Annotated in this window: 16 protein-coding genes; 6 read left to right on the forward strand and 10 right to left on the reverse strand. The window is 67.8% G+C overall.

Going from position 1 to position 16917, the window contains the following annotated elements; translation table 11 throughout:
• The first annotated feature begins 37 nt into the window (after positions 1–37).
• The 4 genes from M3U25_RS14630 to M3U25_RS14645 all read left to right on the forward strand — a co-directional run bounded on the left by M3U25_RS14630 (position 38) and on the right by M3U25_RS14645 (position 4264).
• Complete coding sequence (locus M3U25_RS14630) at positions 38–1192, forward strand: glycerophosphodiester phosphodiesterase family protein (protein ID WP_355500801.1); 1155 nt, start codon at positions 38–40, stop codon at positions 1190–1192.
• Positions 1193–1483: 291 nt separating this feature from the next.
• Positions 1484–2773 carry a hypothetical protein gene (locus tag M3U25_RS14635; protein WP_355500798.1) on the forward strand — a complete coding sequence of 430 codons (1290 nt, stop codon included), beginning with the start codon at positions 1484–1486 and terminating at the stop codon, positions 2771–2773.
• 295 nt (positions 2774–3068) lie between these two features.
• Positions 3069–3530, forward strand: coding sequence for a cell wall hydrolase (locus tag M3U25_RS14640; RefSeq protein ID WP_019797714.1), 462 nt, complete (start codon positions 3069–3071; stop codon positions 3528–3530).
• 125 nt (positions 3531–3655) lie between these two features.
• Positions 3656–4264 carry a glutathione S-transferase N-terminal domain-containing protein gene (locus M3U25_RS14645; RefSeq protein WP_355500794.1) on the forward strand — a complete coding sequence of 203 codons (609 nt, stop codon included), beginning with the start codon at positions 3656–3658 and terminating at the stop codon, positions 4262–4264.
• 49 nt (positions 4265–4313) lie between these two features.
• Here the strand turns inward: M3U25_RS14645 and prpE are convergent, their stop codons facing one another.
• From prpE to M3U25_RS14670, 5 genes are all read right to left on the reverse strand, one after another.
• Positions 4314–6185, reverse strand: coding sequence for a propionate--CoA ligase (gene prpE, locus M3U25_RS14650; protein ID WP_355500791.1), 1872 nt, complete (start codon positions 6183–6185; stop codon positions 4314–4316).
• Between the two features lie 146 nt (positions 6186–6331).
• Positions 6332–6673, reverse strand: a complete 342-nt coding sequence (locus tag M3U25_RS14655) for a hypothetical protein (RefSeq protein WP_242160331.1) — start codon at positions 6671–6673, stop codon at positions 6332–6334.
• 54 nt (positions 6674–6727) lie between these two features.
• Positions 6728–6973: a hypothetical protein gene (locus tag M3U25_RS14660; protein WP_242160330.1), complete on the reverse strand. Its 246-nt coding sequence runs from the start codon at positions 6971–6973 to the stop codon at positions 6728–6730.
• A gap of 80 nt (positions 6974–7053) precedes the next feature.
• Positions 7054–7362 (reverse strand): hypothetical protein, encoded by a 309-nt coding sequence (locus M3U25_RS14665; RefSeq protein WP_355500787.1) that lies wholly within the window; start codon positions 7360–7362, stop codon positions 7054–7056.
• A 22-nt stretch (positions 7363–7384) separates the two neighbouring features.
• Positions 7385–9898 carry a prolyl oligopeptidase family serine peptidase gene (locus M3U25_RS14670; protein WP_355500784.1) on the reverse strand — a complete coding sequence of 838 codons (2514 nt, stop codon included), beginning with the start codon at positions 9896–9898 and terminating at the stop codon, positions 7385–7387.
• Between the two features lie 263 nt (positions 9899–10161).
• On the opposite strand from M3U25_RS14670, the gene M3U25_RS14675 reads away from it, so the two are divergent.
• Entirely contained in the window at positions 10162–11085 is a 924-nt protein-coding gene (locus M3U25_RS14675; RefSeq protein ID WP_355500782.1) for a hypothetical protein, read from the forward strand.
• Positions 11086–11241: 156 nt separating this feature from the next.
• On the opposite strand, the gene gstA is transcribed toward M3U25_RS14675, so the two are convergent.
• The 5 genes from gstA to M3U25_RS14700 all read right to left on the reverse strand — a co-directional run bounded on the left by gstA (position 11242) and on the right by M3U25_RS14700 (position 14879).
• Positions 11242–11862 (reverse strand): glutathione transferase GstA, encoded by a 621-nt coding sequence (gstA, locus tag M3U25_RS14680; RefSeq protein WP_355500779.1) that lies wholly within the window; start codon positions 11860–11862, stop codon positions 11242–11244.
• Positions 11863–11941: 79 nt separating this feature from the next.
• The gene (locus M3U25_RS14685; protein WP_355500776.1) at positions 11942–12820 is read right to left on the reverse strand and encodes a LysR family transcriptional regulator; all 879 of its coding nucleotides are present in this window, start codon (positions 12818–12820) and stop codon (positions 11942–11944) included.
• 73 nt (positions 12821–12893) lie between these two features.
• The gene (locus M3U25_RS14690; RefSeq protein ID WP_209248487.1) at positions 12894–13880 is read right to left on the reverse strand and encodes a malate dehydrogenase; all 987 of its coding nucleotides are present in this window, start codon (positions 13878–13880) and stop codon (positions 12894–12896) included.
• A gap of 36 nt (positions 13881–13916) precedes the next feature.
• Complete coding sequence (locus M3U25_RS14695; protein WP_355500773.1) at positions 13917–14294, reverse strand: glutaredoxin family protein; 378 nt, start codon at positions 14292–14294, stop codon at positions 13917–13919.
• A gap of 90 nt (positions 14295–14384) precedes the next feature.
• On the reverse strand, positions 14385–14879 hold the full coding sequence (locus tag M3U25_RS14700; RefSeq protein WP_355500770.1) for a peptidylprolyl isomerase: 495 nt from the start codon (positions 14877–14879) through the stop codon (positions 14385–14387).
• A 199-nt stretch (positions 14880–15078) separates the two neighbouring features.
• On the opposite strand from M3U25_RS14700, the gene typA reads away from it, so the two are divergent.
• Complete coding sequence (gene typA, locus M3U25_RS14705; protein WP_010340464.1) at positions 15079–16908, forward strand: translational GTPase TypA; 1830 nt, start codon at positions 15079–15081, stop codon at positions 16906–16908.
• Positions 16909–16917: the final 9 nt, after the last annotated feature.

Genomic DNA, 16917 nt, shown 5'->3' on the forward strand with positions numbered 1-16917 from the left:
TCACTTCATTCCATCAACCCCGAACGGAAGAGAGCACATGAAACTGCCCAAGAAACCCGCCAAGGTTCTCGCCCTGGCGCTGGCCTGCGCGTCGCTGACCGAACTGTCCGGCATGGCGTCGGCCGCCAGCAACTGGAACCCGGCGCATATCCTCAACGTGATGAAGAATCCCTACCAGGGCAATCACGCCGATGTCGTGGTGATCTCGCATCGCGGGCTGGTCGGCAACGGCTGCGCCGAGAACTCCACCTGCTCGATCCTCGATACCTACAACGAGAACATCGAAGCGATCGAACTGGACGTCAAGCAGGCGTCCGATGGCGTGCTGTGGCTGTTCCACGACCAGAACGCCGGCCGCGTCATCGACCACAACCCGGGCTTCAACATCTTCCAGCCGGCAACCAATCCGTCGGGCTGGAATCCGGACATCAGCACCCTGAGCAGCCATGACCTGATCAACATGTACCTGCGCGACAAGAACTTCGCCAAGACCAACGACCATCCGGCCTCGCTGGGTGTCGCACTGGACGCGGTGAGCCACTACGCCAACCACATGGTGGTGGTGCTGGACCTGAAGTCGCTGGACGCGGTGTCGCGCGCGGCAGACCAGGTCAATGCGTTCAAGATGCAGAACCAGGTGGTGCTGAAGTTCAGCGCCTCGCTGCTGCCGAGGACGCCCAGCGACATCACCCGCTTCACCAAGGGCGTGCCGTTCGCCCCGACCGTCTATGCGGGCGACATGGACCGGATCGCCGACAACTACGTCGGCCTGTGCGGCTTCACCGCGCCCAACACGCCGCAGTGCCGGGTCAGTGCCTGGATCACCGAAGTGCGCAAGCAGAGCGGGTTCGCCTGGCTGGAAATCGGCAACAAGCAGCCCCGCCGTGGCGACCCGACCGCCGAGCTGCTGGCCGAGAACCAGGCGCAGAAGCAGGCGATCGGTGCGTTCTCGCCGGTGCCCGAATACCGCCTAAGCAGCCATGACGGCCAGCACTATGTGCGCAGCAACGGCACCTGCTGCGCGTCGCTGGACGACTACCTGACGCGGACCAAGTACTTCGGCAACGAAACCGCCGACGACCGTCCGAACTTCCGCGCGCAGGTCACCGCCGGCTTCACCAGCATCATCACCGACGATCCGCTGGGCGTGATCCGCGCCAACGTGCCGCGCAACACCGCGCGTTACAACTGACCACTGGATGGTTGCGCCGGGGAGTGCGCTCCCCGGCCCTGCACGGCGCCACTGCGCCGTGCAGTCCGTCGCCCGCCTTCAGGAGCTCCCATGCGTTCCGCCCCACGTCCCCGCCATCTGCTTCTCGCCCTGCTGGTCGCCGGCGCGTGCGTGCCGCTGCTGCAACGCGCGGCCACCGCGCACGGCGCGCAAACCGCAGCGCCCGCCTCCCTCGCAACGCACCCGCATGCTGGCCCGGCAAACGCGCAGACCCCGCTGCCCACGGGCATCGCTTCGGCGACCGGCAGCGCCATGCCCGGACCGCCTGCCAGCGCGGTGCTCGTCGCGGCGCAGGCGCTGCCGGCCGACTTCCAGGCGGATGTGCTGCTGCGCCTCGCCCCCTCCGCCGATCTGCCAGCCGACGGCGATCGCGCCGCTGCCGCACAACGATTGACGGAACAGGCCGTGGCACTGGCCGAGCGCGCGCAACGGCGCATGCCTGGCCTGGCCCGCGTCGGCAGCATCGACGCAGAGCGCGACAACGAATTGCGCACGCCGCGCACCGCCGGCCTGGATCAACTGACGCTGCAGACGCGCGCCGCCCAGCACGCCACGCCGGCGCAGGCGCAAACGCTGTTCGCCACACTGCCGACGCCGCACGCAGGCAGTTGCGATGCGGACGATCTCGACGATCCGAGCCCGAGCTATGCGTTGGCCAGCACACTGCAGCCGGCACAACCGGCAGCGCGCGCCAGTGCGCTCGCCGCACGCGTGGACGCGGCGCAACACGAAACCGACACCGCGCCGGCGCTGAAGATGGTGTTGGCCGGTACTCCGCTGGACAGCGCCGGACAGGCAAAGCTCGCCGACAGCCTGGTGCGCATGTTCGAACGTATCCGCGGCGACGATCCCGGTTTCACCGCCACCGAACTGAGTGTGGCCGGCGACATGCCGTTGTTGCTGCAGCAGCTGGCCGATCCCGCGCTGCGCGAGCGCCTGCAGGGCGCCTACCGTGGCTATGTCGCCGCGCATCTGGCGCAGACCCGCTGTGCGTCCAGCGTGCTCGGCGAGCATTGGCTGCTCGAGCAGCGCTTCGTCGCCGACGTGCCGGCCGACCGCATCATGCCGGCGCCGCCGGTGCCCGCGCTGACGGTCGATGCGGATGCGATTTCGCTGATCCGCCAGGCCGGCTACAACATCCGTGCGCAATTGCTGGACCCCACCGCCAGTGCCGGCGATCCCGCCACGGAAAAAGCGTCGATGGAGTTCCTCGACCAGCTCGACCACGGCGTACTGCAGCAGACCGCGGCCGGCGACGGCAGCGGCCGCGTGCAGCGCGCGCGCCTGCGCGAACTACTGCGCTATCTGGAGTACGCGCCGGCTGGCGCCGCGCGCGATCGCGGCATGGCCCTGCTCGCCACGCTGCTGAGCGGACCGTACTACGCGAAAGACCACGACACCTGGTTCGGCGACCTGCGCGTGCTCGCGGATCAGGCGCAACGCTGGCCCGATCGCGACCAACGCCTCGCGCAACTGAGCGAGCACGCCGATCCGGTGGTCAAGGTGTACGCAATGCTGATGCAACGCCAGCAGTTCCCCTGAGCGTGATGCACCGCAGCACGGCACTGCCCATGCCGTCGTGCGGCCAGGCACGACGGCATTGCCACCGCGCAAGATGTGAACCCTGTCAAGGCCCGGGGTTCAGTTGCGATTCGGGAAGCGGCGCCTATTGTGCGCCCCTCTTCCGATCCGCCCATCTTGGCGGGTCCCGCCGGACTTCAGATTGCCGGCACCCGGGCGGCCCGTGACAGGCCGCCTCCCCATGACGCCAAGCCGCATCGCTTGCCGCGCCATTCCGGCGCAGCGCCACGACGGCCCATACGGAGCAAGGAGTACGATGAAACTGGCCTGGATTCTCTGGCTGTCGCAGTTGTTGCCGCAACCCGCTGCCGATTCGCTGTGCCTCAGCACCACTGTGTACCTGGAAGCGCGCGACCAGACGCTGCGCGGACAGCAAGCCGTTGCCGAAGTCGCGCTGCGTCGCCTGGACAGCGGCCTGTGGGGCGACTCGATGTGCCAGGTCGTCACCGCGCGCAAACAGTTCGCACCGGGCCTGGTGAAGCCGGGCACCGAACTGAAGAACGACGACGCCTGGGCCGACGCGGTCAAGGTCGCCTTCGCCGCCGAGCGCAACTGGGCGCTGCCGCAGGGCCAGCGCAAGGAGATCGTGCCCGGCGCCAGCCATTTCGCCGCGCATGCCATCGCCAGCCCGAGCTGGCGCAACGCGTATCAGGTCGCGACCATCGGCGACCACACGTTCTATCGCGTGCAGAAGCTGCGCCCGCGCAACGCGTCGTAATCGCGCGCCGCCCAGGCATGGCCTGACGCAGGCTCCCGCGCGCCGCACACGGCGCGTCTGATCGCCAAGCGCCCCGCGCAGCAGGTACGCTCTGCCGTCCTGACTTCGATGCGGAGCCGCCTGCCATGAAACTCTATTCCAAGCCCGGCGCCTGTTCGCTGGCCGATCACATCGCGCTGCGCTGGGCCGGATTGCCGTTCGAACTGAAGCTGCTCGATGCCGCCGCGATGAAGGCGCCTGCGTATCTGGCGATCAATCCGGCCGGCGCAGTGCCCGCGCTGCAGATGGACGACTGGGTGCTCACCCAGAACTCGGCGATCCTCAACTACATCGCCGACCTCGCGCCCGACACGCAACTGGCCGGCGACGGCAGCCCGCGCAGCCGCGCCGAGGTGCAGCGTTGGCTGGCCTTCCTCAACGCCGATCTGCATCCGGCGTTTCATCCGCTGTTCGGCAGCACCCGCTATCTGGACGATGCCGCGGTGATCGCGCGCACCCAGGAGCACGCACGCGAGCGCGTGCGCACGCTGTACACGCGTGTGGAGTCGGCGCTGGAACAACAGACCTGGCTCGGTGGCGCGCGCCGTTCCATCGCCGACGCCTATCTGTTCGTCACCCTGCGCTGGGCGCGCGCGCAGCAGATCGCGCTTGGTGCCAATCTGCAATTGCACTTCGAACGCATGTCCGCCGATCCGCAGGTGCAGGCGGCGCTGCAGGCCGAAGGCCTCAGCTGAGCGGCGCTGCGAACGCCGGCGCGGGCGCGCTGGCGTCGTCCTGGTGGCGTCAACCGCGCAAGGCGCGGCGGATTTCCTCCAGCGCGCCAGGGTCGTCCAGCGTCGACAGATCGCCCGGATCGCGCTGCTCGGCCAGCGCCTGCAACGAACGCCGCAACAGCTTGCCCGAACGCGTCTTCGGCAAGGCCTGCACCAGATACACCTGCGCCGGCCGCGCCACCGCGCCGAGCCGCTGCACCACGCACTGGCGCAACTCCTCGACCACCGCCGCGGCATCGGGCGCGGCCTGTTTCAGCGTCGCGAACACCACCGGCACCTGCCCCTTCAATTCATCGTGCATGCCGATCACCGCGACTTCGGCCACGTCGGCGTGGCCGGCGATGGCTTCCTCGATCTCGCGCGTGCCCAGGCGATGTCCGGCCACGTTGATCACGTCGTCGGTGCGGCCAAGGATGAAGGTGTAGCCGTCCTCGTCGCGGATCGCCCAGTCCAGCGAGCTGTACAGCAACGTGTCGAAGTGGCTGAAGTAACTGCGCAGGAAACGCGCATCGTCGTTCCACACCGTGGTCATGCAGCCCGGCGGCAACGGCGGCTCGATCACCAGCACGCCCTTGCGTCCCGCCGGTACCTCGACGCCGTGCTCGTCGACGATGCGCGTGCGATAGCCGAGGTTGGGAAAGCCCGGCGACCCCGGCTTGACCGGCCGCAGCTCGACGCCCGGCAACAACGTCAGCACCGGCCAGCCGGTTTCGGTCTGCCAGTAGTTGTCGATCACCGGCTTGCCCAGCGCTTCGCCGATCCACAGTGCGGTCGGCTCGTCCAGGGGCTCGCCGGCCAGGAACAGATAGCGCAGCGCGCTCAGGTCGCGCTCGCGCAGATAGCGCGCCGGATGCTTCTTCAGCACGCGGATCGCGGTCGGCGAGGAGAACATGGTGCGTACCCGGTACTTCTCGCACAGCGCCCACCACACCCCCGGATCCGGTTGTACCGGCAGGCCTTCGTACAGCAGCGAGGTCGCGCCGACGATCAGCGGGCCGTATACGTTGTACGAATGCCCCACCGCCCAGCCCACGTCCGAGGTGGAGAACATGGCCTGCCCGGGGCCGCAGTCGAACACCGTGCGCATCGACAGCGCCAGCGCCACCGCATGCCCGCCGACATCGCGCTGCACGCCCTTGGGCTTGCCAGTGGTGCCGGAGGTGTACAAGAGGTAGCTGGGTTCGTTGGATTCCAGCCACACCACCGGCACCTGCGCATCGCCGACTTCGGCACGCAGCTCGGCATAATCGACGTCGCGCCCGGGCACGCGCGGCAGCGCCGGGTCCAGCCCGCGCGAGACGATCAGCACCGTCGGCGGCGGCGCGCTGGCCTCGGCGCAGGCGGCATCGACCAGCGGCTTGTAGGGGATGCGCTTGCCACCGCGGCTGCCGGCGTCGGCGGCGATCAGCAGCTTGGGCCGCGCATCGTCGATGCGCAGCGCCAGGTTGTGCGCGGCGAAGCCGCCGAACACCACCGAGTGCACCGCACCGATGCGCGCGCAGGCCAGCATCGCGTACACCGCCTCGGCCATGTTCGGCATGTAGATGACCACGCGGTCGCCGCGCTGCACGTCCAGCCGCTGCAGCACCGCGGCGAAGGCGTTGACCTCGCGGTGCAGCTGCGCATAGGTGATCTCCTGGGTCTGCCCGGTTTCGCTGGACACCGCGACCAGCGCCAGCTGCGCGGCGCGCTCGGGCAGATGCCGGTCCACCGCGTTGTGGCACAGGTTGGTCAGCCCGCCGACGAACCAGCGCCGGAACGGCGGCGTGTCGTACTCCAGGATCGCCTGCGGCGGGCGCTCCCAATGGATCGCCTGGGCCTGCTCGGCCCAGAATTCCTCGGGCCGCTCGATCGAACGTCGGTACAGCGTCGCGTAGTCCATGCCGCCCCTCCCAAGGCCGGTGCACCGGCTCCGAGCATAGTCCTTTGGCGGGGAGGACGTCGTTCCGACCTTGGTCGAAGGGGTTAGGCGGCTACCGCCTGAGTTGCGCCATGCAGCGAAGGAGCCGCTTTGAAAGCAACAAGGGGCTAATGGAAGGTTTCAGCCTTGAGCTTTTGCGACACCGGCTCCGCTCTCCGCCGAGCCAGCTCTTGCTGAAGAGGAACCAAAACATCTTCCGGAAATACAGCTCCTGGCATATTGGCTCCATCTAGCCAAGCGTTGGCAAATGCTTCCTTGTCCTCCGCAAAGTAAGGCGCAAAAGCCCCGACCTTTCTGTTTGCAATTTCGGCCGAAAGCACGGCAATTGCCGCATTGCGCTGAAGCGCATGCACCTCTGACTCTAGAAGAAGGACACGATAGCCAAGAAAGGCACTGACAAGAGCCAGGAGAACAAGCAAGGCTTTGGATAGCATGAAATTGCTCGACACTATCTAACCGGGTTAGTTAAGCCACCTGCGAAGCAGTTCCACTCGGATGAACTGTCAGCTTGCAAGGCGCCATTCGCCACGTTTTGAAACTTCAGCCGATTGAACGATCTTACGCTCACGCAAGCGTGTGCATGCCCACCGCATGTCGTACTGCCAAGTAAAGAATAGCTCTCCAGATGCATGGAGCTCTTTCTCATGATGCGTCCAAATGTGCTGCGCCACTTGAACGATGCTGGCTGAGCCTGCATGCGCCTTCAGTGCTGCAACAACCCAATCTTGAAGATCTTCGCGCTTCGCCATCAGCTCTCTCCTTAGCTTGATCTGACCTGATTACCGCTCGCTTTTGCCGCTTCCTCCAATGGAGGCGGTTGCCTCACGTCCTACTTCCCCGGCACCGTAAATGTCACCACCACATTCCCCGGCGCCTGCTCGAAGCGCGTGGCCACCGAATCCTTGCTGAGTTGCACGATCTGCGCCAGCGGCTTGTGCGGCACGCCCTGGAAATTGACCGTGACCTGGACCAGCGCACCATTGGCCCAGTTGAAGCCGACCATCGGCTTGCTGCCGACCGATTTCTCCAGGTCGGCCGCCACTTCCTGCGAATGCGCGTAGGCATTCTTCACCGTGTCGACTGCACCGCATGCGGTGAGTGCCAGCAGCACTGGCACGCAAAGAAAACGCAATTTCATCGTGCGCTCCCAGGTCGTCGCGTTATTGCTTCTGTGCCGCCGCGGTCGCCGACGCCGCACGCGGCGGCGCCTGCTTCACGTAGCGGTCGAACCACTCCAGCATTTCCGCCACCACGTCCTCGTTGGACTCGCGCGCGGTGTACCAGTGCGGTTCGAACGGCAGCAGCACCAGCCGCGCGGTGCCGCCGAGGCCGCGGATGGCCTGGAACATGCGCGGGGCCTGGGTGGTCTCGGTGCCGGGGTTGGCGTCGTCCATGCCGTGCACCAGCAGCAGCGGCTCGTTGATCTTGTCGGCATGGAAGAACGCCGAGGCCTGCGCGTACACCTCCGGCGCCGCCCAGAACGAGCGCCGCTCGTTCTGGAAACCGAACGGGGTCAGGGTCTTGTTGTAGCTGCCGCTGGTGGCCACGCCGGCGCGGAACAGGTCGGTATGCGCCAGCAGGTTGGCCGCCATCAGCGCGCCGTGGCTGTGGCCGGTGACGCCGATGCGGTCGCGGTCGACCACGCCCAACTCCACCGCCTTGTCCACCGCCGCCTGGGCGTTCTCCACCAGCTGCTGCAGGTAGGTGTCGTAGGCGGTCTTGGGGTCGCCGACGATCGGGAACGCGGCATCGTCGATGATCGCGTAGCCGGCCAGCAGCAACAGCTGGTAGGAATGCAGGCGGGTGAAGTCGCGGTCGTTGGCGCCGCTGACCTGGCCGGCCTTGGACGCATCGGCATAGTCCAGCGGATAGGCGTAGAGGATCGCCGGCACCCGCGTGCCTTCCTTGTAGCCGGGTGGCGTGTACAGGGTGAAGGACAGTTCCACCCCATCCTTGCGCTTGTAGGTCACCAGGCGCTTCTTGATCTGCCGCACCACCGGGGTCGGGTCGGGGAAGCGGGTCACCGGCGCCAGGGTGGAGGCGACCACGGCCTCGCCCGCGACGGCAGCCGGCTGCGCCTGGCCCAACGTGCGCAGGTAGACGTTGGGCGGATCGCTCGGCGACTGCCGCCAGGTCAGCAGACGGGTGGTATCGTCGCCGGCGAACCCGGCAAAGGCCTCGTCGACGTCGGCGCCGCTGCGGAACAGGCGCTGGGTCTTGCCGCTCGCCAGGTCGTAGCGGTCCAGGAACGGCCGGTCGCCGGCCGGCGTGGCGCCCTGCCCGCTCAGGAACAACGCACCGTTGTCCTCGCGCAGCACGTACTCGCCGTTGGCCAGGCGACGCAGTTCGGGGGTGCCGGGATCGGCATAGAGATCGTCGGTGGACAGGTCGAACAGCACCCGCCCGGCGCTGCCGGGACGGTCCGCGTCCAGCAGCGTGGTGCGGCGCCAGTGGCGGTTCTCGTCGTACTCGTCCAGCAGCGCCTGCCCACCCTGCGCGAACCAACTCAGGCCGGCGTAACGCTGGGCCACCTTGGCCAGTTCGCGCGGCTTGCCGGTGAACGGCGCCGACAGGGTCAACAGCTTGTCGCGGGCAGGAACGTTCGTCTTCCAGTCGCCACCGTCCAGGGCCTCGGCCCAGACCAGGGTGGCCGGCTGGTTGGCACGCCAGCCATAGGCGCGCGGCCCGGTCGGCACGCCGTGCACCGGCACGCGGTCGGCCACCGGCAGGTTCGCCAGCACCCGCTCGCTGCCGTCGGCCAGGTCCAGCACCGCCACGTCGTGGGCGAAGCGGCCATAGGTGGTGACATAGGAGTACGGGCGCTGCAGGCGCTCCACGCGCACGTGGCGGCCGTCCGGCGCGCCGTCGACCACCGAGTACACCGCCGGCTTGCCGACCGTGCGCAGCTTGCCGCTGGCGGCATCCACGGTGACCAGTTGCGCCGTGGCGTAGTAGGTGAACTGCGCCTCGTCCTCGGGGCTGGACAGGGTGTCGCGCGCCTCGTAGGTGCTGCTCTCGCCCTTGCCGCGGATCGCTTCCTTGACCTCCGGCCCCGGCGGCACCGCCGCCTTCACCGGTGCCGGACCCAGGTCCTGCGGCACCGCGCGCACCAGCAGCGTGTCGCTGCCGCCCAGCCACTGGATCTCGCCGCCCAGCACCGGGTTGAGCTGCACGCCGTCGATGCGGCGCACCGTACCGGTGGCGACGTCGCCCAGCCACAGCTCGACGCGGTCGGCGGCGGTGTTGTTGAACGCGAAGCGGCGCCCGTCCGGCGACCACACCGGCTGCGCCGGGCAGGCGCCGGCCGGCAAGGTCACCGCGGTCTGCTTGCCGCTGGCCACGTCGACCAGGCTGAAGCCGTCCAGGCAGACGCGGATGCCGTAGCCGTTGGACATGTCGTGGCGGGCATGGGTGCGCGGTTCCACGCGCACCCCGGCCAGTTTCAGGTACGGCTCGGCGACGCGCGCGATCGGCGGGTAGGCCTGGCGCTCGACCAGCAGCAGGGTGCGCCCGGTCGGGTCCAGCCGCGGCGACGGATTGAGCGGCGCGCGCATCACGCCGAGCAGCGGCTCGGGCGGTTGCCGATAACCACTGTCGGCGGTGGCGGCGTGGGCGGTAACGGGCAACGCACTGGCAAGCGCCAGCGCGCCGATCCAGCGGAACGGCATGAGCATGATCGAAATCCCCTTTCGAATGACCCCGGCAACCTAGCACGGCCGCCGCGCCGCGGCCGAGCGCCGAAGGTCATGCCCGCCGCGCATCTCAACGTCGGGCGACGCAAGGACGCAAAAATCTGCATTGCGGCGGCGGTACGGTTTCAGATAGGGTCGCAGGCGCTGGAAACACGCCATTTACGGCATCCGCCTGGAACCGCTGCATCGGCTGACATCGCCGCGATGACACTCTCCTTCCCGCCAGCCCCTCTGAAAGCACAATCATGCGCCGCCATTTTCCTGCAGCAACCTGCATCGCCGTCGCGCTCATGGCAGGTATCGCCTCCCCTTCGATCCAGGCTCGCGACTCGGCCAATCCGGTACCGATCCGCATCATCGAAAGCAATGGCCACCGGCCACAGATCGACACCAAGGTCAACGGCATTCCGGTGCTGGCCATCATTCACTCAAATGCCGGCTTCTATTTCCAGGTCAATCATGCGCGTGCACGCGAACTCGGAATTGATCGGCTGACGCACGTCGGGAGTACGGGAATCAGCGAACCTGGGGTGCCCACCAAGGAAGGGGAAGATTCCGGCAGGATCGCAACGCTGACGATCGGCGGGGTCACCGAAAAAAATGCGACCGCAAGCATCTTCGAGGCAATCGGCCAGCGAGCGGCCATGATCGGCCTGCCCTGGATCACCTCCCACAGGTTGATCATCGACTTCAAGCATAATCAGGCCTGGGTCTCGCCAACGCCGGACAATGTCCAGAAGCTGCACAAGCGCCTGCTCGCAGAAGGCTATACAGCACAGCCGATGAGCCAAAATGCCTCCGGCGAATACACCGTCCCCGTCACCATCAACGGGCAGAGCACCCGGCTCAACGTCAGTACCGTCGGCACGGTGGAACTGGACAGCGCACTGGCCGATCGCGCGCAACTGTCGCGCTCGGTTTCCGGCAGTTACGCTGGCCCCAGCGGGGCGACAGGCAAGACGTACCGGTCCGATGCGCCGGTGACGATTTCCATGGGCGACTGGCACAGCCGACCAACGCCTGTCAGCATCCTGGACACCTATGACTACATCGGCGATACGCGCCCGACGTCTCCCGAGCAAGCCAACGGAGGCATGATAGGCGCCGATTTCCTGGCCGCCAATCAGGCGGTCGTCGATTTCGGATCGAGCACGCTGTTCGTCAAATAGCGCCACCTGCTGGAAACGCCGGGCATTGCCCGGCGTTTCCAGCAATCGCCAGTTCCGCGCGGCCAGCCCAGCAGGGGAGTCACGCCGCAGGCCACGTCGTAGCGCGGCCATCACGCAGCGCCGACCGCAAACGTCACGCCCGCCCGCGCCGCCGGCTCAGGCCGGCGCCAGCGCCTGCTCGGCGGCCAGCGCCGCCACCACGCTGGGACGCTGGGCGATGCGCGTGGCGTAGGTGGCCAACGCCGGATGCGCGGCCAGCGACAGGCCGAACCGCGGCAGCCAGCCGAGCACGGTGAACAGGTAGGCATCGGCCACGCTGAAGCGGTCGCCGAGCAGGTATGGCCGCGCCTGCAGCGCGCTCTCGGCATGGCCATAGCGCTGCAGCAGGCGGGCAGCGACCGCGGCGCGCCGCTCCGGCGCCAATGCGGCATCGAACAGCGGCACGCTGCCGGCATGCAGTTCGCTGTTGATGAAGGCCAGCCACTCGTACAGGCGATAGCGCGGCAAGGCGCCTGCATCCGCCGGTGGTGCCAGCGCCGCCTGCGGACAGCGGTCGGCCAGATACAGCAGGATCGCCGGCCCTTCGGTCAGCACCTGGCCGTCGTCCAGTTGCAGCGCGGCCACATAGCCCTTGGGATTGATCGCGCGGAAGTCCTCGCCCTCGGCGGTGCGCTTGCTGCGGTTGTCCACGCGCACCAGCCGGAACGGCAGCTGCAGTTCGCGCAGCACGATGTGCGGCGCCAGGGAACAGGCGCCAGGAGCGGCATAGAGATGCATCGAAACGGTCTCGCAGGAACGCCGGACAGTCGGCGCGCGCAGTGTGCGCGGCATGGCCGCCTGCGGAGAAACAAGAATGTCAGGGCGGGTCAGTAGCGCCGCTAATGGCTTGCTCCAGGAAAGCGCGCAACTGCAGTGCGGCAGACGCCGGGTGCGCCGCGGCGACCAGCGCGAAGCGACGCTGCAGCCGCGGCTGCAACGGCAGCACCTGCACGCCGTCGCGCTCGGCCGGCAGTACCGACGCCGGCAGCAGGCTGGCGCCTGCGCCGTCGCGCACCAGGGTCCAGGCGCTGGACCAGTCGCGCACCTGCAGGCGCAAGTCGGCGATCGCCAGCCCGGCGCGTTCGGCCAGGCGCTGCGCATGCAGCCAGCAGCCGCCGGTGGCCAGCACGAACGGCAGCGCCAGCAATTCCGCCAGGGCGATGTCGCGCGCCTGCGGCCGCGCCAGCGCCGTCGGCAGCACCGCCAGCCATTCGTCCTCGCCGAATACCGTGGCATCGCGTTCCGTTGCCGGATCCAGCACCACGCCCAGGTCGACCGTGCCGGCCGCCAGCCAGGCCTCGACTTCTTCGTCGCTGCCTTCCAGCCAGACCACACCCGTGTCCGGATGCGCCCGCTCGAACGCGCGCAGGCGCGGCGCCAGCCACGGCCGCGACGAGGCGAATCCGGCCACCCGCAGCGACGGCGCGGCGGGCGCACGCTGCGCCCTGGCCAGCGCCTGCAGTTGCCCCAGTTCGGCCAGCATCGCCCGCGCATGTGCCAGCGCACGCACGCCGAACGGGGTGGGCCGGATCCGTCCACGCTCGCGCAGCAGCAGCACGGCGCCCAGTACGTGCTCCATCTGCGCGATGGCCTGGCTGGCGCCGGACTGGGTGATGCCGCAGCGCGCGGCACCGGCGCTGATGCTGCCGCACTCGACGACGGCGACGTACAGCCGCCAGTGGATCAGATTCATCATGCTGTCGGGCTTCCTACAACGCGAAACGCCGGGCGGGGCCCGGCGTTCCGTGACGACGCGATCGCGTTGGCGATCAGCCCAGCAGGTGGGCCACGCCGCTGCGCTCTTCTTCCAGTTCGGCCAGGGTCTTGTCGACGTACTTCTGGCTGAAGTCGTCGATCGGCAGATCCTTGACGATGGTGTACTTGCCGTTCTCGGTGGTGACCGGGAAACCGAAGATCACGCCTTCCGGGATGCCGTAGGAACCGTCGGACGGCACGCCCATCGTCACCCACTTGCCGTTGCTGCCCAGCACCCAGTCGCGCACGTGGTCGATGGCGGCGTTGGCGGCCGAGGCGGCCGAGGACAGGCCGCGCGCTTCGATGATCGCCGCGCCGCGCTTGCCCACGGTCGGGATGAAGGTGCCGGCATTCCATTCCTGGTCGTTGATCGCCTCGGCGATGGAAGCGCCGTCGGCGGTGGCGAAGCGGTAGTCCGGGTACATGGTCGGGCTGTGGTTGCCCCACACCACCAGCTTCTCGATGCCGCCGACCGGCTTGCCGAGCTTGAGCGAGAGCTGGCTCAGCGCGCGGTTGTGGTCCAGGCGCAGCATGGCGGTGAAGTTCTTCGGGTTCAGGTCCGGCGCCGACTTCATGGCGATGTAGGCGTTGGTGTTGGCCGGGTTGCCGACCACCAGCACCTTGACGTCGCGCTTGGCCACCTTGTTCAGCGCCGCGCCCTGCGCGGTGAAGATCTTGGCGTTCTCCAGCAGCAGGTCCTTGCGCTCCATGCCCGGGCCGCGCGGACGCGCGCCGACCAGCAGGGCGATGTCGGCGTCCTTGAACGCCACTTCGGCGTCGTCGGTGCCGACCATGCCGGCCAGCAGCGGGAACGCGCAGTCTTCCAGCTCCATCATCACGCCCTTCAGCGCGGCCTGGGCCTTCTCCATCGGCAGTTCCAGCAACTGCAGGATCACCGGCTGGTCCTTGCCCAGCATTTCGCCCGAGGCGATGCGGAACAGCAGGGCATAACCGATCTGGCCGGCGGCGCCGGTCACGGCAACACGAACGGGTGCTTTCATGGGGGATTCCTCTGCTAAGAAAGTGGGTGGGGTGGATCAGTAGACGCGATAGCCCAGCGGCTGCAGGTGCAGGTCCAGGGCGGCGGTGTCGTAGCCTTCGACCACGTGCTGGCCGATCACGGTGATCGGCACGCCTTCCAGGCCCAGCGCGGCGGCGGCCTGGCGGCCGGCCTCCTGCTCCACGTCCAGGACCGTGTAGCGGACCTGGGCGCGGGCGAAATCGGCCTGTTGCCGGCGGCAGTAGCCGCACCAGTCGGCGGCGAGCATGACGATGCCGTCATTGCCGGTCAGCCGCCGCGGGTCGCCGGCGGCCAGTGCGGCCGACGGCGCCGAAGTCGTACTGCGCCACCACGCGTGCACGCCGCCGCCGATGGCGAGCAGCAGCAGGCACAACACAAGGGGGCGCATCGTCATCGGCAGTGTGGTGCGGCAATCAACCGGGAAATGGTAGCACGCAGGGTCCGTGCGCCCGGCCGCAGGACCGGACGCGCGGACAGCGCCGGATCAGGCGTCGAGCGTGCGGTTCCACTCGGCGACGCGGTCGGCCTTGGCCGCCAGCACCGCGTCGGCGTCGCCTTCGATGGTGATCTTGTTGATCACGTCGCCCTGGGCAACGCTGTCGACCACGTCCAGGCCCTCGAGCACCTTGCCGAACACGGTGTGCTTGCCGTCCAGCCACGGGGTGGCGACGTGGGTGATGAAGAACTGGCTGCCGTTGGTGCTGGGGCCGGCATTGGCCATGGACAGCACGCCGCGGTCGTGGCGCACGCCGTTGTTGGTCTCGTCCTCGAAGCGGTAGCCCGGGCCGCCGCGGCCGGAGCCTTCCGGGCAGCCGCCCTGGATCATGAAGTCGGCGATCACGCGGTGGAAGTTCAGCCCGTCGTAGAAGCCGCGCTTGGCCAGGTTCACGAAGTTGGCCACGGTCAGCGGGGCCTTGTCGGGATACAGCTCGATCTTGATCGGGCCGCGGGCGGTGTCGAAATGGGCGATCAGGGACATGGGATTCCTTGGAAACGGGGGCGTCATGAGGGGCGCATAGGATACACGGCGCCTTGTTCAGGCTTCGCCCGTGCCCGCCGCCGGCGCCTGAACGGGTCCGCCCGGCCCACCGCCGCCGGGCGCCGGCAGGCGCCACGGGATCCGGGTATACTAGGTGGCTTCCTTTCCTTCCTTCTGGCGCCGGCTGGCCCCCTTTCGCATGTCCATCGAAAATCTTCGCAATATCGCCATCGTCGCCCACGTCGACCACGGCAAGACCACCCTCGTCGACTGCCTGCTGAAGCAGTCCGGCACCCTGTCCGAGCGCACGGTGTTGGCCGAGCGCGTGATGGACAGCAACGACCAGGAAAAGGAACGCGGCATCACCATCCTGGCCAAGAACACCGCCATCACCTGGCAGGGCAACCGCATCAACATCGTCGACACCCCCGGACACGCCGACTTCGGCGGCGAGGTGGAGCGCGTGCTGTCGATGGTGGACACCGTGCTGATCCTGGTCGACGCGATGGACGGCCCGATGCCGCAGACCCGCTTCGTGACCCAGAAGGCGTTCGCAATGGGCTTCAAGCCGATCGTGGTGGTCAACAAGATCGACCGCCCCGGCGCGCGTCCGGACTGGGTGATCGACCAGGTGTTCGACCTGTTCGACAAGCTCGGCGCGACCAACGAGCAGCTCGACTTCCCGATCGTCTACACCTCGGCGCTGAACGGCTACGCCTCGCTGGACGACAGCGTGCGCGACGGCGACATGACCCCGCTGTACGAAGCGATCATGCAGCACGCGCCGAAGCCGGACGTGGATCCGGACGGCCCGTTCCAGATGCGCATCAGCCAGCTGGACTACAACAACTTCGTCGGCGTGATCGGCATCGGCCGCATCCAGCGGGGCGTGCTGAAGAAGAACATGCCGGTGGCGGTGATCGACCGCGAAGGCAAGAAGCGCCAGGGCAAGGTGCTGCAGGTGCTGGGCTTCCTGGGCCTGGAGCGCATCGAGCAGGACAGCGCGCAGGCCGGCGACATCGTCGCCATCTCCGGCATCCAGGAACTGACCATTTCCGACACCGTGTGCGCGCTGGAAGCCCCCGAGGCGCTGCCGCCGCTGACCGTGGACGAGCCGACCATCTCGATGACCTTCCAGGTCAACAACTCGCCGTTCGCCGGCAACAAGGACCTGTCCGGCGGCAAGTTCCTGACCAGCCGCCAGCTCAAGGACCGGCTGGAGCGCGAGACCGTGCACAACGTGGCGCTGAAGGTGCAGCAGCTGGAAGACGCCGACAAGTTCCTGGTGTCCGGCCGTGGCGAACTGCACCTGTCGGTGCTGATCGAGAACATGCGCCGCGAAGGCTTCGAACTGGCCGTGTCGCGCCCGGAAGTGATCATCAAGGAGATCGACGGGCAGCTGATGGAGCCGGTCGAGCAGTTGGTGGTGGACATCGAAGAGCAGCACCAGGGCGGCGTGATGGAGAAGCTGGGCATCCGCAAGGGCCAGCTCAAGAACATGGAGCCGGACGGCAAGGGCCGCGTGCGCCTGGACTACATGATCCCGGCGCGTGGCCTGATCGGCTTCCAGAACGAGTTCCGCACCCTGACCCAGGGCTCGGGCCTGCTGTTCCACGTGTTCGACCACTACGGCCCGAAGGAACAGGGCGCCATCGCCAAGCGCCAGAACGGCGTGATGATCGCCAACGCGCCGGGCGCCACCCCCGCCTACGCGCTGGGCCCGCTGGAAGAGCGCGGCCGTCTGTTTGCCGCCGAAGGCGACAACGTGTATGAAGGGCAACTGGTCGGCATCCACTCCAAGGACAACGACCTGACCGTCAACGCGATCAAGACCAAGCCGCTGACCAACATGCGCGCCTCGGGCAAGGACGATGCGATCAAGCTGACCCCGGCGATCAAGTACACGCTGGAGCAGGCGCTGGACTTCATCGAGGACGACGAACTGGTCGAAGTCACCCCGAAGGAGATCCGCTTGCGCAAGAAGCACCTGACCGAAAACGAGCGCAAGCGCGCCGGTCGCGCGGGCTAAGCGGCAGCG

Source organism: Xanthomonas sp. PPL134 (assembly GCF_040595915.1).
Lineage (GTDB): Bacteria > Pseudomonadota > Gammaproteobacteria > Xanthomonadales > Xanthomonadaceae > Xanthomonas_A > Xanthomonas_A indica.